This is a genomic window from Nitrospinota bacterium (genome assembly GCA_029881495.1).
Lineage (GTDB): Bacteria > Nitrospinota_A > UBA7883 > JACRGQ01 > JACRGQ01 > JAOUMJ01.
Window position 1 is genome coordinate 1 of the sequence record JAOUMJ010000035.1, and the last position, 23,843, is coordinate 23,843.

General features: G+C 48.3%; 25 protein-coding genes. 22 read left to right on the forward strand and 3 right to left on the reverse strand.

The genetic code is table 11. The features are described from left to right. From OEY64_11915 to OEY64_11930, 4 genes are all read left to right on the forward strand, one after another. On the forward strand, positions 1-836 hold an 836-nt coding region (locus OEY64_11915), incomplete at its 5' end, for a 3-oxoacyl-ACP synthase III (GenBank protein ID MDH5543657.1). A 4-nt stretch (positions 837-840) separates the two neighbouring features. Continuing rightward, a complete protein-coding gene (locus tag OEY64_11920; protein ID MDH5543658.1) occupies positions 841-1,725 on the forward strand; it encodes an alpha/beta fold hydrolase in 885 nt (294 codons plus the stop codon). Beyond that, complete coding sequence (locus OEY64_11925; protein MDH5543659.1) at positions 1,722-3,392, forward strand: fatty acid CoA ligase family protein; 1,671 nt, start codon at positions 1,722-1,724, stop codon at positions 3,390-3,392. Before OEY64_11920 ends, OEY64_11925 begins: the two co-directional genes overlap by 4 nt. Before the next feature lie 2 nt (positions 3,393-3,394). Next, positions 3,395-4,393 carry an NAD-dependent epimerase/dehydratase family protein gene (locus tag OEY64_11930; protein MDH5543660.1) on the forward strand — a complete coding sequence of 333 codons (999 nt, stop codon included), beginning with the start codon at positions 3,395-3,397 and terminating at the stop codon, positions 4,391-4,393. 19 nt (positions 4,394-4,412) lie between these two features. Here OEY64_11930 and OEY64_11935 read toward each other — a convergent pair whose 3' ends face one another. Continuing rightward, on the reverse strand, positions 4,413-5,009 hold the full coding sequence (locus tag OEY64_11935; protein ID MDH5543661.1) for a hypothetical protein: 597 nt from the start codon (positions 5,007-5,009) through the stop codon (positions 4,413-4,415). Positions 5,010-5,172: 163 nt separating this feature from the next. Here OEY64_11935 and OEY64_11940 point away from each other — a divergent pair, with 163 nt between their 5' ends. The 15 genes from OEY64_11940 to OEY64_12010 all read left to right on the forward strand — a co-directional run bounded on the left by OEY64_11940 (position 5,173) and on the right by OEY64_12010 (position 18,805). Further along, positions 5,173-5,928, forward strand: coding sequence for a glycerophosphodiester phosphodiesterase family protein (locus tag OEY64_11940; GenBank protein MDH5543662.1), 756 nt, complete (start codon positions 5,173-5,175; stop codon positions 5,926-5,928). After that, positions 5,928-7,106 carry an FAD-dependent oxidoreductase gene (locus OEY64_11945; GenBank protein ID MDH5543663.1) on the forward strand — a complete coding sequence of 393 codons (1,179 nt, stop codon included), beginning with the start codon at positions 5,928-5,930 and terminating at the stop codon, positions 7,104-7,106. Before OEY64_11940 ends, OEY64_11945 begins: the two co-directional genes overlap by 1 nt. A gap of 113 nt (positions 7,107-7,219) precedes the next feature. After that, the gene (locus OEY64_11950) at positions 7,220-7,636 is read left to right on the forward strand and encodes a response regulator (protein ID MDH5543664.1); all 417 of its coding nucleotides are present in this window, start codon (positions 7,220-7,222) and stop codon (positions 7,634-7,636) included. Between the two features lie 363 nt (positions 7,637-7,999). Further along, a complete protein-coding gene (locus OEY64_11955) occupies positions 8,000-9,235 on the forward strand; it encodes a beta-ketoacyl-[acyl-carrier-protein] synthase family protein (protein MDH5543665.1) in 1,236 nt (411 codons plus the stop codon). Between the two features lie 86 nt (positions 9,236-9,321). Then, positions 9,322-9,573, forward strand: coding sequence for an acyl carrier protein (locus OEY64_11960; protein MDH5543666.1), 252 nt, complete (start codon positions 9,322-9,324; stop codon positions 9,571-9,573). A gap of 23 nt (positions 9,574-9,596) precedes the next feature. Further along, on the forward strand, positions 9,597-10,985 hold the full coding sequence (locus OEY64_11965) for an NAD(P)/FAD-dependent oxidoreductase (GenBank protein MDH5543667.1): 1,389 nt from the start codon (positions 9,597-9,599) through the stop codon (positions 10,983-10,985). A 58-nt stretch (positions 10,986-11,043) separates the two neighbouring features. Next, positions 11,044-12,459: an NAD(P)/FAD-dependent oxidoreductase gene (locus OEY64_11970; protein ID MDH5543668.1), complete on the forward strand. Its 1,416-nt coding sequence runs from the start codon at positions 11,044-11,046 to the stop codon at positions 12,457-12,459. Then, positions 12,452-13,192, forward strand: coding sequence for a 3-oxoacyl-ACP reductase FabG (gene fabG, locus OEY64_11975; protein ID MDH5543669.1), 741 nt, complete (start codon positions 12,452-12,454; stop codon positions 13,190-13,192). The genes OEY64_11970 and fabG overlap by 8 nt, the downstream gene beginning before the upstream one ends. Further along, positions 13,193-13,627 carry a 3-hydroxyacyl-ACP dehydratase FabZ gene (fabZ, locus tag OEY64_11980; protein MDH5543670.1) on the forward strand — a complete coding sequence of 145 codons (435 nt, stop codon included), beginning with the start codon at positions 13,193-13,195 and terminating at the stop codon, positions 13,625-13,627. Next, positions 13,624-14,421, forward strand: coding sequence for an SDR family oxidoreductase (locus tag OEY64_11985; protein MDH5543671.1), 798 nt, complete (start codon positions 13,624-13,626; stop codon positions 14,419-14,421). Before fabZ ends, OEY64_11985 begins: the two co-directional genes overlap by 4 nt. 144 nt (positions 14,422-14,565) lie before the next feature. After that, positions 14,566-15,453, forward strand: coding sequence for a glycosyltransferase family 2 protein (locus OEY64_11990; protein ID MDH5543672.1), 888 nt, complete (start codon positions 14,566-14,568; stop codon positions 15,451-15,453). Beyond that, on the forward strand, positions 15,453-15,980 hold the full coding sequence (locus tag OEY64_11995; protein ID MDH5543673.1) for a hypothetical protein: 528 nt from the start codon (positions 15,453-15,455) through the stop codon (positions 15,978-15,980). Before OEY64_11990 ends, OEY64_11995 begins: the two co-directional genes overlap by 1 nt. Then, a complete protein-coding gene (locus tag OEY64_12000; GenBank protein MDH5543674.1) occupies positions 15,980-16,978 on the forward strand; it encodes an ATP-grasp domain-containing protein in 999 nt (332 codons plus the stop codon). The genes OEY64_11995 and OEY64_12000 overlap by 1 nt, the downstream gene beginning before the upstream one ends. After that, complete coding sequence (locus tag OEY64_12005) at positions 16,941-18,065, forward strand: Gfo/Idh/MocA family oxidoreductase (protein MDH5543675.1); 1,125 nt, start codon at positions 16,941-16,943, stop codon at positions 18,063-18,065. Before OEY64_12000 ends, OEY64_12005 begins: the two co-directional genes overlap by 38 nt. After that, positions 18,062-18,805 (forward strand): glycosyltransferase family protein, encoded by a 744-nt coding sequence (locus OEY64_12010; protein MDH5543676.1) that lies wholly within the window; start codon positions 18,062-18,064, stop codon positions 18,803-18,805. Before OEY64_12005 ends, OEY64_12010 begins: the two co-directional genes overlap by 4 nt. A gap of 24 nt (positions 18,806-18,829) precedes the next feature. Here OEY64_12010 and OEY64_12015 read toward each other — a convergent pair whose 3' ends face one another. Together OEY64_12015 and OEY64_12020 are read right to left on the reverse strand one after the other, a co-directional pair. Continuing rightward, positions 18,830-21,019, reverse strand: a complete 2,190-nt coding sequence (locus OEY64_12015) for an O-antigen ligase family protein (protein ID MDH5543677.1) — start codon at positions 21,017-21,019, stop codon at positions 18,830-18,832. Between the two features lie 260 nt (positions 21,020-21,279). Then, positions 21,280-21,699: a type II secretion system GspH family protein gene (locus OEY64_12020; protein ID MDH5543678.1), complete on the reverse strand. Its 420-nt coding sequence runs from the start codon at positions 21,697-21,699 to the stop codon at positions 21,280-21,282. A gap of 468 nt (positions 21,700-22,167) precedes the next feature. On the opposite strand from OEY64_12020, the gene OEY64_12025 reads away from it, so the two are divergent. The 3 genes from OEY64_12025 to OEY64_12035 all read left to right on the forward strand — a co-directional run. Then, entirely contained in the window at positions 22,168-22,863 is a 696-nt protein-coding gene (locus OEY64_12025; protein ID MDH5543679.1) for a hypothetical protein, read from the forward strand. 17 nt (positions 22,864-22,880) lie between these two features. After that, the gene (locus tag OEY64_12030) at positions 22,881-23,471 is read left to right on the forward strand and encodes a TlpA family protein disulfide reductase (protein ID MDH5543680.1); all 591 of its coding nucleotides are present in this window, start codon (positions 22,881-22,883) and stop codon (positions 23,469-23,471) included. A 10-nt stretch (positions 23,472-23,481) separates the two neighbouring features. After that, positions 23,482-23,843, forward strand: a 362-nt coding sequence (locus tag OEY64_12035) for a cytochrome c biogenesis protein CcdA (GenBank protein ID MDH5543681.1), incomplete at its 3' end; no start/stop codon positions are given.

Sequence of the window (23,843 nt, forward strand, 5' to 3'; positions counted from 1 at the left end):
CCATCGCCTCTTCCGGCATACCAAAGGAGAAGATCACCGTTGTGATACACGCATCGGTCTGCCGCGACTTCCTGGAGCCGGCAACCGCGAACCTTGTGCACCATCGCCTCGGCCTCCCTGACGGCGCAACGGTATTCGACATCTCCAACGCCTGCCTTGGCGTACTGAACGGGATGATAACGATCGGCAACATGATAGAGATGGGACAGGCGGACGCCGGTATCGTCGTCTCCGGCGAAATGGGGGAGACGCTCGTAAACGGCACCATTGATACTCTCAACAAAGATACATCACTCACAAGGAAAAGCGTAAAGCCCGCTTTCGCCTCCCTTACCATCGGCTCCGCCGGCGCGGCAATCCTCCTTGCGCGGAGCGATATGGTTAAGGATGGGCGCCGTCTCCTGGGAGGGGTGACAAGGAGCGCGACGAAATACAGCGAGCTTTGCAGAAGCAACAGCGGAGACACCGGGGTTGATTCCGCCTCTACCCTCCTTATGAATACCGATTCGGAAGAGCTTATGCAGGCCGGTTGCGCGCTTGCCGGGGAGACCTTTCCCCTCTTCAAAAGAGCGATTGGATGGAACAACGATGATATTGACCGGGTCTTTACCCACCAGGTCGGCTCAGCTCACAGGAAACTCATGTACGAAAGCATTGGGCTGGATGAAAAGAAAGATTTTTCAACGCTCGAGTTCATGGGGAACACCGGTTCCGCCGCCCTCCCTTCGGCTTTTGCCATCGGCATTGAACGCGGCGCGGTAAAGAAGGGGGACAAGATAGCCCTTCTCGGCATCGGGTCCGGCCTCAATACCGTCATGCTCGGCGTGGAATGGTAAAGAAATGATCAACCTGGAATCAATAAAAGGGGAATATCCTTTTCAGCCCCACACTTTCGATATCGACGGCCTTTCGATGAACTACATCGATGAAGGCTCCGGCGAACCGATAGTCATGCTTCATGGAAATCCCACTTGGTCGTTCTATTACCGCAAACTCGTCGCGCCTCTTGGAGGGAGATGCAGGGTTGTCGTCCCGGACCACATCGGATGCGGCCTCTCTTCAAAACCTCAGAGGTACAGATATACACTCGAAACCCATATAGACAACCTCACCCGCCTAATAGACCACCTGGGGCTAAAAGAGATAACGCTGGCGGTTCATGACTGGGGGGGCGCTATCGGTATCGGATACGCCGTCAGGCACCCGGAGAATGTAAAAAGGATAGTGGTATTCAATACCGCCGCGTTTCTCTCACCGAACATTCCCCCTTCCATAAACCTCTGCCGCACGCCTATTCTTGGCGAATTCGTTATGAGAGGGTTGAACGGTTTCCTCGGAGCGGGCGTTCACCTCAGGTTCGGGATGGCGAAGCCGGAACGCTTTACAGCTGAGGTCAAGGAGGGTTATCTCGCTCCATACCGCACTTGGCACGACCGCGTGGCAATTGCCAGGTTTGTCCAGGATATCCCGATGTCGATGGATCACCCCACATACAATCTCCTCCTCTCCATCCAGGAGAGCCTGGGGCTCCTTAAAGACAAGCCGATGCGGATAATCTGGGGGATGAACGACTTCTGCTTTACTGAAAAATTCCTCGAAAGCTGGATGAAATATTTTCCAGAGGCCGACGTTCACCGGATGGAAGACGCCGGACACTGGGTGGTGGAAGACTCCTACGAAAAGATCATCCCGCTACTTGAAAGTTTCATGGAGGGTGGGCGATGACCCTTTCAAAAAACATGAATACGATAATCCCCTTTTGCGAAACGGCAAAGAAGAAGGGAAATGCCGTTGCGGTAGCCCACCAGGTAGGAAAGAAGTATAAGGAGATAACATTTGCCGATCTCGACAGGGAGAGTACGCTCCTGGCATCCGGGCTGGTCCGGCAGGGTATCGGCAGTGGGGTAAAGACGCTCCTTATGGTAAAGCCGGGGATAAAGTTCGTCAGCACCGCCATTGCGCTGTTCAAGGCCGGGGCCGTGCCGGTGTTCATTGATCCTGGGATGGGGCTTCGAAACCTCTTCAACTGCGTTGAAAAGGTGGAGCCGGAAGCTTTTATAGGGATACCAAAAGCTCATATAGCTAGGCTCCTCTTCAGGAGCCGCTTCAGAACGGCTCAAAAACTGGTAACTATCGGTCCGAAGATCTTCTGGGGAGGCTCTACATATAACAACCTCATCAAGGGAGCAGAGAATGATTTCACGATCGCGAGCGTAGAGCCGAAGGATACCGCCGCGATCATATTCACCACCGGCTCCACAGGCCCTCCAAAAGGGGTTATCTATACGCATGCCATGTTCAGGGCGCAGACCGATACGATTCGCGAGCAATACGGAACGACGCATGGCGACGTAGACCTTGCCGCCTTTCCCCTCTTCGCCCTGTTCAGCGTTAGCCTCGGAATGAAGGCGGTCATACCAGACATGGATCCGACGAAACCGGCGAAGGTTGATCCATTAAAGATTGTGAATGCGGTTAACGATCAGGGGGTGACGTTCACCTTCGGCTCGCCTGCCATTTGGGAGAGGGTTTCCTCGTACTGCGAAAAGAGATCGATAAAACTCCCGACCCTGAAAAAGGTTCTCATGGCAGGCGCGCCTGTATCGATGCAGATTCATGAAAGATTGCTAAACGACATTCTCACAAAGGGTGCGGAAACGCATACCCCGTACGGCGCCACGGAAGCTCTCCCGATAGCGGATATGAAGGGGAGTGAAGTCCTCTCATCTACCGGCATACAAACCAGGGATGGAAAAGGGATATGCGTAGGCTCTCCATTGCGGAACGCGAAAATAAGAATTATCAAAACTACCGAAAGCGAGATCCCTGTATGGGACAACTCCCTCCTCGCCCCTTCCGGTGAAAAAGGGGAGATAGTCGTGCAAGGTTCCGTCGTCTCAATTGGATACCTCCGTCTCCCCGAGCAGACCGGGATGGCAAAGATAACCGATGGTGATTCCTTATGGCACCGGATGGGGGACATCGGCTACTTCGATGACAAGGGGCGTCTCTGGTTCTGCGGAAGGAAGAACCACCGGGTGATCACTTCCAAAGGAACCTTGTACTCGGTCTGCACCGAAGCGATCTTCAACCGGCATCCTGCGGTTCTCCGCTCCGCGCTTGTCGGTCTGGGCAGCCTTTCCGAAAATGGAAAAAAATTCCAACACCCTGTAATTGTCATAGAACTTAAAAAGGAAAATATAAAGGACAACAGAGAACTGCTGACTCATGAGCTATTGGCACTGGGAGCAAAGAGTCCTCTCTCCTCTTCTATCAAGGATGTGCTCTACTACTACGACGTTTTTCCCACCGATATCCGGCACAACGCGAAAATTTTCAGGGAAAAACTGAAATTCTGGGCTGAACAACAACTCCCCCGCCTGGTACCGTAACGATGAGAGCGCTTGTCACAGGAGGGGGTGGGTTCCTCGGCAGGGCAATCGTTAAAAAACTGCTGGAGCGTGGAGATTCCGTAAAGGTTCTTGGACGAAGGAGCTACGCAGACCTGGCCGCACTTGGAGTTAAGACTGTTCAGGGTGACGTCGCCGACATGCAAAAGGTTTCAGAGGCGTGCGCTTCCGTCGACGTCGTATTTCACACAGCCGCTCTCGCTTCCATATGGGGGAAGCGTGACGATTTTTTCAGCGTTAATGTTGCCGGTACGCGAAACGTTATCAATGCGTGCTTCAAGCATGGGATTAAAAAACTGGTACACACCAGCTCGCCAAGCGTGGTGTATGACGCAACCGACCAGTTGAATATAGACGAAAGCGCCCCCTACCCCCCCCAATACCTCGCGCTCTATCCTGAGACAAAGGCAATCGCCGAACGGGAGGTTATCGCGGCGAACGGCAAGGATCGGCTCCTCACCGTTTCATTAAGGCCACATCTCATCTGGGGACCCGGTGATACGAACCTTATACCGAGGCTTATCGACCGCGCTCGTAATGGAAACCTCATGATTGTCGGTGACGGAAAAAACATCATCGACTCCGTATACATAGATAACGCCGCCGAAGCGCACCTCCTTGCCGCCGACCGCCTCACGGCAGATTCGCCTGTCGCCGGTTCATCCTATTTCATAACGCAGGGGGAGCCGCTCAACTGCTGGGGTTGGATAAACGAGATCCTGCAGGGGTTCGATCTCCCCCCTGTCAGAAAAACGATCGGCTATAAAACCGCCTACCGCATTGGGGGGTTGATGGAGATAGCCTACAGACTGCTTGGGAAAACATCAGAACCGAGGATGACCCGTTTTCTCGCCTCACAGCTTGCCACCTCGCACACCTACAATATCGGGAAGGCGAATAATGAGCTCGGCTACTACCCTGCCGTTTCTGTCAAGGAAGGGATGGAAAGGCTTTTCAAAGCGGGTCTTCCGCGACATTTCTGATCGGTAAGATAATCAGGGCTTAATAGCTGAAAAGGGTGTAGATGCTCATCCCGGCGAAGATAGAAAGCGCCAGAAAGAACGGAAAGATGGCGTAATAGATATACCTTATCGCCTTCTTCAGGTCGCCGTGGCGGTAATATGTCGCCACGATAATTCTCCAGAGTTCCGCTTCGGCATACACGAGCATATCCTCGGCGTTCGTCTTGTCCAGCCTGCTCTTGAACGTTTTGAAATCCCTGAAATCCTCGTATGTGTCCCGCGCGTGAAAGTAGTATATCTGCGGGGTACCTGCACCAAGCATGTCGTGGCTCTTCACCCAGACGTTTACAATGCTCGATGTGGCGATGAGCATCGAGAGAAGAAGCATCGCTATCGTCATCAAAACAAGGAGGATGATGATAAGAATTATAATCCTTGTCGCCAAGGTTGCTTCGACAGGTGTATCGACGTAACCGCTTATGAACCTGCCGAACAGGAAAAGCGTCGCCGTTACCAGCACTGCGTCGGCGCTCATGACGATAGCGGCCCTGCGCGAGATAGCCACGCGGAGCACATCATACCTGTCTATGAGCCAGGTAAGAGTCTCGAATTTTTCCTTGTAAATATTTTCAGCCACCAGTTTCTTCCTAGCCTCATCATATCGCTCTTTCCGGTTCCAACCAAGCTTTGGGGAGATTTGGAAAAGCCGGTGAAAAGGTGTAGATTCTAGGGTATATGCGGTTTGACTCTACGATTTTACCGGGTGAGACTGTTATTAAACCCTTTCTTATGAAAATAGCGTGAAAGCTGACAGCAACAGGATGGAATTTGTGGCGCACAGAGGATACGCGGCCCATTATCCAGAAAATACTATCATCTCCTTTGAAAAAGCTCTTGAGACCGGATGCCTTTTCCTCGAATGCGACGTTCAGCTTTCATCCGATAACATACCGGTCATAATCCACGATGACAATATTTTCAGGACATCTGGACAACATGGGAAGGTAAAGGATATGACCGCCAAGGAACTATCCCGCACAAACGTTGGAGAGCCTTCGCGCTTCGGCGCCAAATTCAACGATTCGCCGGTTCCGATGCTTTCCGACATCATCCCCCTCCTCCGCTCCAACCCGAAAGCAAAGATATTCGTCGAGCTGAAGGAAGAGAGCCTTGCCCATTTCGGCATCGACTTCATGGTCGGCAAGGTTCTTGATGTTCTTGCTCCGGTGAAGGAACAATGCCTGATAATCTCCTTCAACTATCAGTCGCTTGAATCGGCCCGAAGGCAGGGATGGAACGAAACCGGATGGGTCCTTGAATCATGGAACGAAGAGAGCCGCATGATGGCAAAGAAGCTCTCCCCTTCGTACCTGATCTGCAATTACAGGAAAATACCGCCGGAAAAGGAAAATATCTGGCCAGGCCCATGGGAATGGTTCCTGTACGAAATTACCGATATTGATGTCGCTCTCAGGTGGAACAGGCTCGGCGTCCGCTATATAGAAACGATGGAAGCGGGCGAAATGATAGAGAGTTTAAAGAGGAAAGGGAGTTAATGGAAAACAAAAATTACGATATCGTTGTAGTTGGGGGTGGGATACATGGCGTCGGTACCGCACAGGCGGCCGCCGCGAATGGATACTCTACCCTCCTTCTTGAAAAGGAGACTCTCGCATCGGCAACTTCAAGCAGGTCGAGCAAGCTGATCCATGGCGGTCTTCGCTATCTGGAATCGGGAAACCTCCACCTTGTATACGAATGCCTCCGCGAGCGGCACCTTCTGCTGGTGAACGCCCCGTCACTGGTGAAGATGATCCCTTTCAACATACCCATATACAAAAGTACCAGCAGACCCCCATTCATTATCCGCATCGGCCTTACGCTCTATTTCGCCCTGGCGGGATTCAGGATGGAGGCAATTTTCCGTTCGGTGCCGAAAAGCGAATGGAGCGGACTCGACGGGTTGACAACGGACGATCTCAAGGCCGTTTTCCGATACGGCGACGCCCAGACTGACGACAGGCTCCTTACCGAATCGATAATGAGATCGGCACAAAAGCTCGGTGCCGACCTCGCAACGCAGGCGGAGTTCATAGGAGCCGAATACGGTAGCGAAGGATGGGCCGTCAGCTATAAGCAGAACGGGAAGTCGAATAATGTGCGGGCATCGGTGATCATTAACTGCGCTGGCCCATGGATAAACGACGTCTTGCGGAGAGTAACTCCTCGCCAGAAAGAGGCGTCAGTAGAGTTTGTCGCCGGTACGCACATTCTCCTCGATGGAAAACTTGATAAGGGGGTCTATTTCGTGGAGGCCCCTCAGGATAAACGCGCAGTTCTGATAATGCCGTGGCAGGATAAGATACTTATAGGGACCACTGAAACCGTTTTCAAGGGGGATCCCGCGAAGATAGAACCTCTTGAAGAGGAGAAAGAATATCTGCTTAAGACGCTGGCGAAATATTTTCCAAAGTTCAAGGGGGCGACCAAAGCAGATATCATTGAATCATTCGCCGGGATAAGGGTGCTCCCCACCGGCGAAGACGACCCTTTCCACCGCTCGCGAGAGACCTTTTTCCATCACGGCAACCTGAAAGAGGCCCCTATGCTGACTATTTGCGGAGGAAAGCTGACATCATACAGGGCAACATCGGAGAAAATAATCAGGGCTGTATCCCCGCTCCTCCCTTCCCGCATGAGAATAGCCGATACCAGGAGACTGAGGCTGGAATAAAAGTTTCCTTCTTCCGTTTTGCTGTCACTTTCGCACCCAGTTTGCATTTCATGTTAAGATGTCCTGATAAACAGTTCTTTCTCTCTTTTTAATATTTACGGTTGGGCATAAAAGTGGAAAAAATTAAGATTCTCATTGCCGAAGATTCAGAGGACATATGCAACCTGTATAAAGCAGGTCTTCCTGCCGACAAATTTGAAATCACTTTTACAAATAACGGCGAAGACGCGCTTGAGCTTCGAAAAACAGTAGAGCCCGATATCCTCTTGCTTGATATCAAAATGCCCATAATGTCAGGTTTTGCCGCGCTGAAAAAACTTAGGGCCAAGACCCCTTTAGCTAAGGAGGGAAAGACCGACCCCCGCGGAAAAAAACTTCCCGTTGTGATAATGGCTACCGCGATGAAAAAGAGGGAGGACATTATGGACTGCGTAAAGCTGGGGATAAACGGCTATATAGTAAAACCTTTCAGCCACAAGGAGATCGCGGACAAGATCATTTCGATGTACATCACGGTTTATCCAGAATAATCCATCATTTGTTTATTGCCTGAATATCCTCACCACCTTTAGCTGATAATTACAACCTGCAAAGATCCAAACTCGTATCTGAGCGGGGCGATGAAGCCCGTAGCTTTACGGTTTTGTTGATATGTGCGGACAATATCCATTCTCCTTCCGCTTGTTCGCCAATTTGTTTCAATTCCTGAAAAACAAAAGGGAAATGTGCTGAACCTGCATACCGTTGTGATTCAAAGTTGCCTTACCGGCGGCGGAAAACTATAATGCCAGTCCAAAAGCGGAAAGGAACCGCTTTTACGAAAGTATCGTATGATCAGGATAAATTGATTCATCTGTTTGCATTGTGCAACATGATTTTTTAAGGAATAGTTTTTGTTTAATTCCAGAATAGTGATTACAGGGGTCGGCCTCGCCTCCCCAAACGGCAACAACCTAGCCGAATACCGCGAAGCGCTTCTAAACGGAAGATCCGGCGTTACCGATATCGAAACACGATACATGGGTAAGGTTCATGCGGGGGTCTGCAACTTCGACGATCAGAAATACCAGAAGAAAAAAGAGATCCGAAGGGGGACCAGGGCCGGGAGCATCGCCATCTACTCCTCCCACGAGGCGATAGCGGATGCCGGGATCGACCTCGACAAGGTCGGGCGCGACCGGGTCGGCGTATACCTCGGCATCACGGAACATGGCAACGTGGAGACCGAAAACGAGATCTACAAGATAAGCCAGTTCGGCTACGACACGAAATACTGGACCCACCACCACAATCCGAGAACCGTGGCAAACGCACCTGCTGGAGAGGTGACCCTGAACCTGGGGATAACAGGCCCGCACCTTACCCTCGGGGCCGCGTGCGCCGCCGGAAATATCGGCCTTATTACCGGCTCCCAGATGCTCCGCCTCGGCGACTGCGATCTCGCCCTGGCCGGGGGTGTTTCCGAAAGTATCCATACATTCGGTATCTTCGCTTCCTTTAAGGCTCAAAACGCCCTCGCCCACCATGACGACCCGACGAAGGCTTGCAGGCCTTTCGCAAAGGACAGGAACGGCATTGTCGTGGCCGAAGGGGGATGTGTTTATACCCTGGAAAGGCTCGATGATGCCAAGGCAAGAGGGGCGAAAATATACGGGGAGGTCGTCGGATACGGTCAAAACTCGGATGCGACCGACTTCGTCCTCCCGCACCCTGCCCGCCAGGCGGAATGCATCCGTTTGGCCCTAAAACGCGCCGGAATGGAGCCATCCGAAATAGACATAGTAAGTACCCACGGCACCGGCACGCACCTCGGCGACGAACAGGAGTGCCAGGCTATAAGGGAGGTATTTGACGGTTCCGGCGGGACATACATCAACAATACAAAAAGCTTCATAGGGCATGCCATGGGGGCCGCCGGAGCGCTGGAGCTGGCGGGAAACCTCCCATCCTTCCAGGATGGATTGATACACCCCACTATCAACCTAAATGAAATAGATCCCGAATGCAGGCTGAATAACCTTGTAATAGACAAACCATTAAAAAAAGGGGAGATAAACAGTATTTTAAACAACTCCTTCGGCATGCTCGGCATCAACTCCGTTGTAATAATTAAACGTTTTGTAAGTTAATTTCGCTTTTTCCCCTTTTCTTTAGTACAATTTCCGGGTTTAATAATAGAATAAAACGAAAGTGGATTTGCAAAAGGAGAGTTTTAGTGACAAAGGAGAGTCTACAGGCTGTAATAATCGATATTATCAGGGGAATTGCACCGGACGAAGATTTAAACAGCATTGATGCGGAGAAACCTCTAAGGGAACAGATTGACCTCGACTCAATGGATTTCCTCGATATCGTAATGGAACTCCGTGTACGCTATAAAATCGACGTCCCGGAATCGGATTACATGGCGCTCAACACGCTAAAGAGCACCGTGGACTATCTGTTTCCCAAAATGCAGAACGCCTGACCATTCTGAGGCCTGTCTAAAGGTTGAATAGGCCACAATCCTACGATGTACTGATTATCGGCGCAGGTCTGTCCGGCCTCGCCGCCGGCATACGCCTCGCCCATTTCGGCAAGAAGGTCGCCATCCTGGAGCGCCATGACCGAGTGGGGGGGCTGAATTCATACTACACCATGAACGGCCGGGAACTTGATGTCGGCCTTCACGCAATCACTAATCTCAACCCTAATAACGGCCCGTTTGGCGCGATGAAAAAGGTTCTGCGCCAGCTGAGATTGAAAGCTGAGGATTTCGACCTCCACCCCCACAATAAAAGCCTGGTAACCTGCCATGGAACAAATCTGGAGTTCACCAACGAATTTGATTATTTCGTGTCTCAAATTAACGATACTTTTCCCGGCGAAAGGGATAATTTCCAGAAACTGCTGAAAAAAATGGATTCGATGAATCTATTCGACTATGGCTCCCCCGCCGAAAGTTCAAGGGAAATTCTCGGCTCCACCTTCGGCGACCCGCACCTTGCCGAGATGCTCCTCCTCCCGGCAATGTTCTACGGCAACTCCCGCGAGGACGATATGGAATTCCGGCAGTTCGCGATCCTCTTCAACTCCATTTTCAGGGAGGGGATAGGAAGGCCGCGCAACGGCATTAGGCCGATTCTTGATGTATTGGTAAAGAGATTCACCGAATCCGGGGGGAAATTGATGCTCGAATCGGGCGTCATGTCCATAATTACTGAAAATAAAAAGGCAGTTTCGGTGACCCTGTACGACGGAAGGATCTTGCATTGTGACAGCATTCTCTCCTCTGCCGGACACCCGGAAACCATCGCCCTCCTAGCTGAAAGCGGCGCTTCAAAAGTGCCCGAACAGGGGCGGATCTCATTCATGGAATCGTTATCGGTGCTCGATCGCCCCACTGCTGAAATCGGATTCGAGTATGGGATCGTCTTTTATAGCCTAAGTGAAAAGCTCTCTTACCGCAGACCGGATACCCCCGTAGATACCTCCAGCGGTGTTATATGCCTCCCCGACAATTTTGCCTATCCGGAGCCTCTCGACTCCAGAATGGTAAGGATAACGAACATCGCTGACCACCGTTTCTGGGAAAAGATCGATCCTATGAAGAATCTCCCCGAAAAGAATGAGTGGTACAAACGGTCGCTGAAGGACGTTTCCGCGATACTTCCCGACATCTCCGGTAAAACCGTATTTACCGACATCTTCACCCCCCGCACTATCGAACGCTATACGGGCCGTTTTAACGGCGCTGTTTACGGCGCACCCGTTAAATTATGGGATGGCTGTACCGACATCCCGAATATCTTCATTTGCGGAACCGACCAGGGGTTCCTCGGCATTGTCGGTTCAATGCTGAGCGGAATTTCCATAGCCAACGACCGCCTCTTAAAATAACGCCTACTACCTGCTAAAATATCGCACCTGAATCAATTATGGAGAAACGGCAACTAATATGAGCAAGCGCGGATTGAAGAATATCAAGAGCGAATACGACGTCATCGTGATAGGCGCGGGCTTAGGCGGCCTCACATGCGCCAACATGCTGGGGAGGCGGGGCTACTCCGTGCTTTTGCTGGAACACCACACCCATCTGGGCGGGCTTGCGGCGTATTTCAAGAGAAAAAAACATATCTTCGACGTCGCGCTTCACGGCTTTCCTGTCGGCATGATCAAGACATGCCGAAAATACTGGAACGCCGATATGGCGGACAGGATAGTCCCTTTGAAAAGAATAATTTTTGACAACCCACAGTTCTCTCTTGAAACCACATATACAAAGGATGACTTCACAAAACTTCTGATTGAAAAATTCGGCGTACCTGCCGAGACCGTGGAAGCCTTTTTTGAGCACACCCGCAGTATGAACTTCTACGACAACGACAAAAGGACCGTGCGTGAGCTGTTCCAGGAGTATTTTCCCGACCGCGACGACGTCTGGCGTCTCCTTATGGAGCCGATAACATACGCGAACGGCTCCACTCTCGATGAGCCAGCTATCACATACGGAATAGTCTTCAGCAATTTCATGAACAAGGGGGTCTACACATTTCAGGGGGGGACCGACCTCATCATTAAAATGATGGAAGAGGAACTTTTAAAGAACGGCGTTGACGTGCGAACCAAAGTGCTGGTTGAAAAGATCGGAACAGAAAACGGCGCCGTGACCGGCGTAGTTGCAAACGGCGAATTCATAAAATCTAAAGCGGTTGTTTCAAACGCCAACCTTATCAGCACGGTACTGGAAATGCTGGACAAGGAAGCGATCACGTCTGAGTTCCGGCAGCAGACCGAAAAGGTGCAGGTGAACAACTCATCCTGCCAGGTCTACATCGGCATAAAGAACGGCGAAAAGATAGACGATATCGGCGAGCTCCTCTTTACCTCAACCGCGCCGAAATTCAACGCCGAGATGATGAGAAGCATGGATGTCACCAGCAGAACCTTTTCTGTCTACTACCCCTACGCCAGACCGGGCCACGACAGGTATACTATCGTCTCTTCAACGAACGCGAATTACGACGACTGGGCGTCGCTTTCTGAAAATGAATACAAAGAGGCAAAAGAGCACCTGATAGAAACCACTCTCGAAGCTCTTGAAAAATATGTGCCCGGCGTAAGGGGAAAAATAGACCACCTGGAAGCGGCAACACCCAAGACCTTCCTGAGATATACAAGACATCTTGGCGGCTCTTCATTCGGTACAAAATTCGAAGGGCTCGAGATAAGCAACTCGCTTCCCAATATGGTAGGGGGGCTCTTCTTTACCGGCTCTGTAGGTATTATCATGTCGGGATGGTTAGGGGCGGCCAATTACGGTGTTATAATCTCAAATGATGTTGACAAATATATGGGGAAACTAGGTGTTTGATTTTTCCGGTTATACGGTAATAGTTACCGGCGGAACAAGGGGGATCGGCGGAGCCATATCCGAATCGTTTCTCGCTTCCGGAGCCAAGGTGATAGCCATATATGCCGGAAATGAAGCTGGAGCGGAAAATTTCCGAAATAAAAACGCCTCGCATTCCGCAAATCTTGAAACCTTGAAACTCAATGTAGCTGACTATGAAAGCGTTGAGAAGTTTTTTGACAAATTCGAAGAGAAGCATGAAAAGCTTGATGTTCTTGTCAATTGCGCCGGCATCAGGCGGGACTCCATTGTAGGAATGATGAAACCGGCCGACTGGCAGGACGTGATCGATATAAACCTGACCGGGACTTTCAACATGTCGAAATTCTCCGTACTGCAGATGATGCGCAAAAAACAGGGGAGGATCATCAATATCACAAGTCCAAGCGGACGAATCGGTATTGAAGGGCAGGCAAACTACGCCGCTTCCAAGGCCGGACAGGTAGCATTTACCAAATCGCTTTCAAAGGAGACCGCATCGAGGAAGATAACCGTTAATTGCGTCAGTCCCGGATTCATAGAGACTGACCTGATAGCCGATCTTCCGGAACAGGCGCGTGAAGATTATAAAAAGATCATTCCTCTGCGACGCTTTGGAACTCCTGGTGAAGTTGCCCCTGCCGTTCTCTTTCTCGCTTCAAAGGAGGCATCCTATATCACCGGCACCGTACTTGAAGTGAGCGGCGGATTATAGATGGAAGATATTTTAAGAGCCATACCTCATCGCCCCCCTTTTCTCTTTCTCGATAGAATCACCGAATCGGGCTCAAATTTCCTGAAAGCGGAAAAGGAGCTGAAACCGGAACTCGATTTCTTCAAGGGGCACTATCCTTCTTTTCCTATCATGCCGGGGGTACTGATCTGCGAGGCGATATTCCAGGCCGGGGCAATACTCCTTTCAAAACTTGTTGAAGCCGGTTCCGACAAGGTGCCGGTGCTTACCAGGATAAAAAACGCCCGGTTTAAAAGGATGGTTCGTCCTGGAGACATACTAAACGTACACACGGAGATCATCGAAAAACTTGGGGAGGTCTTTTTCATGCGCGGGAAAGCGCTCGTTGGGGGGAAGACCGCCGTAGACGTGGAATACGCTTGCACACTTGCCATGATGGAAGGTGCTAACGAATGAGCTTTCTCGGATTTGAAGGGAAGAATTACCTGATTTTCGGCGTAGCAAACAAAAAGAGCGTCGCTTATCACATCGCCGATATCATACGGAGGGAAGGTGGAAACCTCTACCTCTCCGTGCAGGATGAAGAGAAAAAAAATGCCGCGGAAAAACTCTTCCCAGAAGCCAAGATATTTACCTGCAACGTATCAGATGAAAATGACATTACTCGCCTCGCACGCGAAGTAAAGGATGCGGCCGGATCGGTACACGGTATTGTCCACTCCGTGGCTTTCGCCAATTTTTCCGAAGGGATAAAATCGTTTCACGAAACCGTGAAAAAGGATTTCCAGGAAGCGCTTGATATCTCCTGCTTTTCGCTTATCACGATAGCGAATGCTTTCAAGGATATCATTGACGCGAAAGGCTCCGTGGTAACGATCTCAATCTCCACCACGCGCATGGCATCGGAGAATTATGGCTACATGGCCCCTATAAAGGCCGCGCTTGATTCCTCCCTCGCTTTTCTCGCGAAAAGCTTCAGCCATTTCAGCGAAGTGAGGTTCAACGCCGTCGGCCCCGGATTATTGAAAACTTCAGCCTCAGCGGGGATACCAGGCTACGTTGATTCTTACCTGTACGCGCAGAATATGACTCTAAGAAAGCGCGCAGTGGAGACGCGCGAAGCAGCAAACGTAGCCGCGTTCCTCCTTAGCGATGCGTCGAGCGGAGTAACTACGCAGAAAATAGTCGTAGACGGCGGGATGGACACCAACTATTTCGACAAGGATACGATAAAAAAAGTACTTGAATAACCCTCAAGGGACATCCCCTCCCCCTGACCGTTTCCCATCTTGGCGCCTCCTGCCGGCATGACAGCCGCTTTTCGTGGGGGTAATTTCCCTTCAAGACAGGGAGTGAATCCTCCGATATACTAGGGATGAAAACAGGGGGTAAACATGGACAAAGGGAATGCCGGGAAACCAAGCGTGAGCGCAGTTATACTCACATGGAACCGCAGGGAGGATCTCGCGCAAACGCTTGATATTCTATCGACTGACCCCTACGAAAACCTGGAAATTATCGTGATAGACAATAACTCAACCGACGATACCGATAAAATGGTCACGGGGCGCTTTCCTGCCGTAAGCTACCTGAAGCTGGAAGATAATGTCGGAATCGCCGGTTATAACATCGGCTTTAAAAAGGCGGCCGGAGAGTATATTGTCGCATTTGATTCCGATTCCTATCCTCACCGTGACGCTATAGGCAAAATGGTAAAACTTTTCGATGAGAACAGGGACGCGGGGGTTGTAGCTTTTGATGTCCACTCTCCCACCCAGACCGCCTTAAATGCCGACATAAAGGACAACTCGGTAAACGAGATAGTTGGATATCACGGAGCAGGCGTAGGTTTTCGGCGCGAGGTGTTCCGGGATGCTGGATACTGGTTTGAGCCTTTTTTCCTCTATTTCAATGAGATGGATCACGCAATGCGGGTTTCCAGAGCCGGATACAAAATCATTCGAACCCCTTCTATCCGAGCGTTCCATAAATCGAGTATCTCATCCAGGCCATCCGCCAACGGCCCCTACTATTACGTTCGGAACGCGCTATGGCTCGCATGGAGAAACTATCCTCTCTTCCCGATGTTCTGGACTACCCTTCATATCATTTACATGGCGGTTTCGGAAGCGTTCAATCAGCACACCTTTATATACATAAAAGCCCTATACGACGCTTTCGTGCGTATAGACGAAATAATTGCGTCCAGGGATCCTTTGAAAACGGAACTTTTCAGGAAAACTCGTGTCCCTCTCAGTCTCGCATTTTCCAGGTGGGGATAATGAACACATTGGTATTTAAATCGGCTTCAATGGAGCGGCTGGACTCTCTTCTTGACAAGTTGATCGCGGAAAAGAAGGATGACGACAGGATAGACGTCCTGACACATTCACACTGGGGTGAAACTATAAAGGCAAACTACCCCGCCTGCAATGTGATCAATTACCCTTATTCTGAAAATTTCAGCAGGAAATCGGTTTTAACCCTTGTCAGCGATGAAACTTTGCTCCCCGAATATGACCAAGTCATCGTCCTGTTGTCCAACTTGACCGGAAAAGGACACCATAATGTTTTGATGGCGGCAGAGGTTTTCGGGAAAACAGTCCTTTCATTCAATACAAACTCAGAGTTTTCCCACATTTCCCTTTTACGCATTCATACGGATAATATAAAACGTGCCACTTTATTCCCGTTTGTAATTTCTGGTACACTCTTATTCTGGCTGGTAGGGGGGGCTTTACTCCTTCCGCCTCTTGTTTTGCGCTCCATGCGGCTAGCTTTGACCAATGATCGGGGGTTGAATAAATAGTGGATAAATCAGTTAATGTTCTGATCACCGCGGCCTCAAGACGGGTTGCGCTGGTGCGCTCGTTCGGTGACGCTCTTGCCGAACTGGGGGTGAAAGGGAGTGTCATTGCCACCGATGTTGATCCGCTTTCAGCCAGCCTCGCTTTTTCACATAAAAATATTATCGTTCCCCTTTCCACTTCGCCGGACTATATAGATAAAATAAAACAGGTCTGCGAAAAAGAAAAGGTATCGCTTCTGATACCTACGATTGATGAAGAGTTGAATCTTTTTGGCAGGCACAAAAAGGATTTTGCCGAGATAGGGGTAAAAATCCCGGTTTCCGAAGAAGAGATCGGCGAGATATGTAACGACAAATACAAGACCTACTGCTTTTTCCGTGATAATAACCTTCCAATCGCGCAGACGTGGCTCCCCGATGAGATCAGAAAGATTGAGCCATCTTTCCCCCTCTTCATAAAACCTAGGATCGGACGAGGCGCCGTTAATGCCTATCCGGTCAAAAATCAGAAAGAGCTCGACTTCTTCCTGGATTACGTAAAGGATCCGGTCGTGCAGACATTTCTTCCTGGCGACGAATATACCGTTGACATACTTTGCGACTTCAGCGGGGAGGTAATTTCAGTTGTTCCCCGCCAAAGGCTCGTTATCAGATCCGGCGTATGCGACCGGGGACGCACAAAAAAGGATATGGATCTGATAAATACCAGCATCCATGTAGCCAAAACGCTTAAGATCATCGGCCCCGCAAATCTGCAATGCAAGGTACATAACGGAAAGATTACATTTTTTGAGGTAAACCCGAGGTTTTCCGGCGCCATTCAGCTCACCATCAAGGCTGGCGCAAACTTTCCTCGCATGATTCTGAAAATGATGAATGGCGGTATTGCTCCCATCATAGGTGAATTCGAGGAAGACCTTACAATGGTATCGTACGAAGAGAGCATTTATCATTACAGCAATGGTAAACACAAACCGACCGGGGAAAAAGGGAATTAAGCAGATACCAGGCGAAAAAAAAACCGCCCCCCTTTTCAAGGTAGCTTTGATTGGATGCGGGCGCATCGGATGGATGCTTGAAGACGATCCGCTTCGCGTAAAGCCTGCCACCCACGCGGGGGGATTTTCAAATCATCCAAAAACCAAGATCACATCCGCCTGCGATATCAACAAGACACGCCTTCACCAATTCGGCGAGCGGTACGGCATTGACAGCAATTCACTCTATACCGATTTTAAAGATCTACTAAAAAATGAAAATCCGGATATCGTCAGCATCGCTACATGGACAGAACATCACTGCGAAATGGTCATTGAATCCGCAAAAAATAAAAGCGTTAAAGGTATCTACTGCGAAAAACCGATATCACTTACCCTGAAGGAAGCCGAAAGGATGAATGCCGCGTGTAAAAAAAGGGGAATCCCTCTTGTAATCGGCCATGAAAGAAGATTCGATTCAAACTTCGTAAAAATCAAAAATATGATCGACGATGAAGTATTCGGAAAACTCCGCACTATCGTAGCTCACACGCTTTCCTCCCAGGTGCCGAAGCTTCCGGTTTCAAAATTTGCCGGCGGAACCCTGTTCCACGACGGGACACACCTTTTCGATCTGGTCCTCTATTTCGGCGGAGCCGCCGATTATGTGGTCGGATTTGACGAACGTGATTTCGGCAGAAAATATATCGAATCTACCGCCGTAGGATTCATAAAACTCAAGAATGGCGTTAACGTCCTTTTCGAGGGTGGAGGGAGAAGGAAGTATTTCAAATTCGACCTCGACATGCAGTTTGAACGCGGGCGGATACTTATCGGGAACTCCGGCATACATCTTTTCGGCTCCAAAAAAAGCAGGCACTATACCGGCTTTTTCGAGCTTGAGCCCATTCCTTACAAGGAGCCGAAAAACCGGAAGAACGCTTTCGTGGTCGCAGTCGATGAAATTGTAAGATCGATCAAAAACGGTCATGTTCCGAGATCAAACGGTGAGGAGGGAAAGAACAGCCTCGAATTGATACTTTCAATTTATAAATCAGCTTCCAAAGGTGGAAAGAAAGTTAAAATCGGAGGAAAAAATAGGGGATGAGTCCCAACTCAAACAATTCTGTCGTCATCATTCAGGCAAGGATAGGCTCCGAACGCCTCCCTGGAAAAAGTCTGCTTGATATTTGCGGGAAACCGCTGATAGAACGCGTAATCGAATCCGCAAGAGAGATTAAAAGCGTAAAAGTCCTTGTCCTCGCCACTACCTGGCTCGCCGAGGATGACCCTCTTGCAGAAGCCGGAAAAACGCTTGGATGCGAAGTGTTCCGCGGCGACCCCGAAGATGTACTTGCCCGATATCATAATGCCGCACAAAACTATAAAGCCGATACTATTGTACGCCTTTGCGGCGACAGCCCGATAATTGATACCGAATACATGGACAGGATGGTTATCGAACATCTTGAAAAGGGAGCGGATCTGACCTGCAATATCTCCCCTCTTCCTCTCGGCCCCACAGGTTCCGTCGTATCTCGAAAAGCATTGGAAATCATGTTCCAAAAGGCCGATACAGGCTACCAACGGGAACATGTAACACCATACATCTCCGAGCACCGAAAGGAATTCAATATCCTAGAAATGACGGTACCAGTGCAATTTCATCGAAACTACAGGATGACCATTGATGAAACAGCCGACTTGGAAATGTTTAAAAAACTATATCACGCGTTTGAGACGGAAGGATTTGAACCTAATTATTCAAACGCCATTCATCTTCTCGACAATAATAGCGATATGAGCGGTATCAACCGAAGCGTTCCCCAAAGGGATTGGCGCAGGTAACATCTCTGCATCCCAATCATGCTACTAGTTCTTTATGTAATATATATGAAAAGCGAGCTTCGATGAAAATTCCGACGCAAAACGCCTTCTGGTCAGAAATTCACTCCAGTTTGTATTTTTGGATATATAAGAAATCGCTTCATCCGTTTTGTCCCTGAACTCCTTTTCAACCTTTTGCATTTTTTCAATTCTTCTACGATTATGTATTTCCGATTGAAATTTTCCAGCATTCATACTTTGAATTTCATACTCCTCGTCTATTGCTTTTTTAATGCTTTTCATTTCGGCTTCAATAACGAAATATCTTGAAGCCATTTCGCTAATTCTTTGTTTCTCATCAGATGAAAACCCGTCTTTTACTTCAATTTGAAAATACCTGTTTTGGCCTAGCAGTTTCATCAGCAAGCGGTGCATTTCATCTATTTTTGCTTCTGAAAAATCTCTTGCATCTCGAGACCCCTTTGAGACTTGAAACAGATCGTCAACGAATTTTTCATTCCAGGTAAACATAACAGAATTGCTATCTACGCCAACATCAAATGGCCCGTCCATTCTTCCCGTATTTACTTTGAAGTTCTTAAATTGCTCAGGATTGAACAGCTTGGTTGCATATGCGCTTGTTTTCAGTTGAATCTCGATTTGCCTGAAAAAAAGGGCCTTATCGTCAAGCTTTTTTGAAAGATAAAATAAAAGCGAAATCCCCGGCTTATAGTATCTGTCTCTCTCCTGGAATTTCAGAGTCAGATCCCTTGCTGTTTCATATTGGTTTTTCATCATCGCAAGCTCTGCCTTTGCATAATCAACGTCCCTGAATTTGGGAAAAACTGCGTCAAGTCTTTCAATTGTTTTCTCAAGTCCCTTGCTGTCACCTGCTTCGACCTGCAAAGCGGAAAGCTTATACAACCAAAATACATCTTTTGATTTTTCCGACATCTCAGCTAATTTATCCATGCGCTCGGCATTTGACCTGTATTTATTCCCTATCGCCATGTATTGATAACTGGAATAGGCATTTGGATAATAAAACACGAATAGTGACATAACTGAGATGAGCGAAAATCCAAATAGGGCTTTATTATATTTCGGATTCCAACTCCCAAACCATCTACTGCTCTCTGTTGCAGAAGAGTTAATAAGATAGACGGACATGGCCAAAATGGTAAAAAGCGGAATTCTAACTGCCAACTTTCGAGGTGCGAGGCTTACAAGAGATTGTACATGGTACGCAATTAGGCATCCGATTATTCCAATTGCCAATTTTTTCAATAACAGACCAGACGTAGTCGACCTCAATATTTTTACCATACCAATAAATATATATGTCCAGAAAATTAATAGTACCGCCAGACCTATAATTCCGCTCTCTTGCATGTATTCAAGTATCTCAGAGTGCGCATTTCCAAAATCATTTTCACCAGAGTAAAGTCTTACATCCGGCGACATGAACTCGAAAAACAGGTTATGGGAACTGCCGAGACCGTAACCGACAATCGGGGACGATTTTATGGAAGCTATTGCCGTGTTCCATGAAAACAGTCTCGACATCCATCCTACACCGGAAAATGAATTTACAACTCTGTCATTAAGATTATGAAAATAGCTGGTAAACAACGCCAGAACAAGTACAGCCAGCGCCACTATACCGAGAGAAAAAAACGAAACTTTCTTCAACCACTCCTTATCAGCATAGGTTAATGCTATCGCTAAGAATACGAATATAAATGAAAACATAGAGGCGAATATCGCCGCCCGCGTCATTGTAAAAAAAAGCGCCACCCAACCGACAAGGAGCACGGAGATAAAAAATCTATTCTCTGAATCAAATTCGATCTTCGATACCACCGCCTTCCCTGTCGAGGTTTCAATTTTGCCTGGAAGCGAAAGGGCTAGAAATAGCGGAAGCAGGATATTCAAAAATCCCGCAAAATAATTCGGATTTCCAAACGTCGACATCGGCCTTAAAACCGGAGACCATCTCCCCAGAACAGGGTTGATGCCAAACCTGTCCAGAATAGCCATCACGCCCACGAAGATAACAATAGCACCGAGTACTTTAATCAGAAGTTGCAGATCATCAATCGATTTGAGCAGAGAGTAAAGGATCCCTGCCCACAAAATCAGCGTCAACTGCGCGGTTATCTCGTAGTTGAAATGATAATTGAATTTACCCCCATGAAGCAGCAATCCGGGAAAAGTCGCCATTACCAGCGGCAACAACAATATCCAGATCGCAAAAGGGGAATTTTCAACTTTATTATTGCGTATCGATATTCCGAGCCATAAGGACATCGTAAATACTCCGCCCATCAAGACAAGCAACTTGTAATTATCGTAATAATAAAAACTTTCGGAATATATCATGAATATCAATACAAGTATCAAAGCGGGCAGAAACATTGATGACCCGTAAATTTGCCGGAAAAATGACGTTTGCATCAAACGGTAAAATTACCAGCAGGGAATCGAAAATATCTTCATGTGCCGTGAAGTATGAAAGAGGAGGTATTTCCAGACGAGGCATGAGTAACCACGCAATTTGCCGTCGCTCCTGCCGCTACCGCCTGGGCGTCAAGAGTATAACCATCCGGAACCCCCCCTTCAAGGAGCATCCCCGCCTCATTACAGTTTGAAATGTTTACACAGCCGTTGCCGATGGAACATGCCGCATAGTTGATCGCGCTTGCAGAACCTATAGAGCCTGCCACTGCCTTTACTGCCGCAACCTCGGCGTCGCCGGAAAAGTTTATGAACCGCGGAACAGCTACTGCCGCGAGAACCCCAAGTATGACGATGACCATTACCAGCTCTATCAGTGTGAAGCCGGAATTTGATAATCTGCTAACGCTCTTGAAAATTTCAAGCCTATCTTTGCTAAACTGCCCAACATCATTCATATTATTATTACGATTAGATACACATTTCCATTGCCCTCAAGGAACCCCTCAATCCAGAGCTAAGATTATATCACCTGAATTTCAAATTACATATCTATAACCCCTTCATTCAGTTTTCATATGTTTTGCATGAATATTCCCTTCCTCTTTTCCCAGGTGATTTTGAGTTTAAAGATTTCTAATATATAACCTATTGTTTTTACTATACACAATATTACCTCTGTAACGATATGTGGAACTTTATAACCTGTTGTTTCATGAGATGATATTAATTCCAATTACACACTTCGTTCCTGAAAAATATGACCGAATGGTTGAATAGCGGCAAATTTACCATATTTGATTTCCATATCGGCCTAGTTTTTAATATGTTAGCGATAATGCTTTCCCATATCCGGTTTCAACTCAATCTCTTTTCCTGTACAATATGAGCTGAAATTTTACATGACTGTTTTCAAGGAGTAGGAATTGAGCAATTTGAAGAATAAACCATTTTTATCGACGATAGTCATAGTACTGGCCCTATGTATATTGATCGTTCTCCTTATCAAGGTACCAAACCCTGTCGGAAGTTATATTGTTTCCGAGGCAAAGGCCAACGGCTTTATCGAATATGACTCCCTGGAAGCACACGCTATGGCAATGAAAATATGCACACAGTGCCATACAACCGAACGCATAAAACTCTACTGTCCAAGATGCGGTCCTCCGTTCGTTGCTGTTATCCCTCACATGCAGACATTTATTCAGAACTACCAGAAGAACAAGCCCGATCTTGAATACATAAATGTTACCCAGTATCAGGCGGTCGCAATCGTTCAGGTTTGGAATGCCCTGGTAGGGAACTGGGAGTCCGATTTCCGCGAGCAGGACATGATAAAAATGATCGGTAACTATGACAAACTTATAAAGCTTTACAAAACCCCTGTAAGCGAGAGAAAGATCGAGATGGCGTTGAATGACCGCGATGACCTGAAAATGGGTCATATGTCCAACATGGACGAGATGCAGAAAAATCTCGGAACACCTGAAAACAATCCTCGACCTGGAGATGCTGTCAATCCATGTAGCAAAGGCGACATGGGTGGAATGGACCATATGAATCATGACCAGATGGATCACGACAAAATGGATCATGATCAGATGGATCACAGCAATCACTAATAATGCCGGATTCTCAAATGGAGACATATACCCTGCCAACGGAGGCTTCCAATACGCCGGTACCACGCTCGAAAAGGATAAATCAGATCATAATTTTCGGCGCGATCGCCTACCTCCTCCATGCTTTGTTCATCTACTCCCTTGAGAAACAGCCGGAACTGCTTAAAACGGGCGAGACTGTTCCGCATTTCTCGGTGGGATTAGCCGATGGCGGCATGCTTTCCGAGATGGATATCATAGGAAAACCGGCAATGATCTTCTATTTTGCCAATTGGTGCCCCTGCTCACATGAATCTATCAAATGGATAAAGGAGGCGAAAAGCCAATACTCATCAATGGGGCTTACCGTCGTCGGCATAGGGATTCAGGATACTACCGCGAACATCTCCGAGTTCGCCGCTAAACATGCACTCGACTTTCCGGTTGGCATAAAGGGCGGCGATTCTGCCGCGAGAATTATGGGGATTAAGACAACACCCACTACACTATTTTTTGATTCCTCCGGCGTCCTGCGTCATTCCTGGGTTGGAAAAATAGAAGAGCAGGGCCAAATTCAGGAAGGGATAAATAGTATTTATCCTAAGGAACAGTTCGCTGTAGCCAGATAAGGCGGTTTAAATGACAATTTTTCAGGCTTTCTTTGGCGGTTTTTCAAGCTTCTTTTCCGTTTGGATATTCTGCCTGATGCAGGTGATCCCGTTTTTTCTTGCGCTTACTGCGGGCCTTCTGGTTTTTAAGAAAATGGGCGAGAATGGATACTGGAAAAGGGTACTCTATATTGCTATCCTCCCCCTTGTCGGCTTCATCATAGTTTTCACATTGACAGGCATGTCGACAACTTCCATTAGCAGAGCGATCTTCAGATATAACGAACTTCTAAACCGGTTTGGAGGTGTCATAATCGGCCTAACCGGACTGTATCTCATCGGTCTCCTGACAATTAAGGATCAACCGAGGAGGGTGACGCTGTTCGGTGTTCC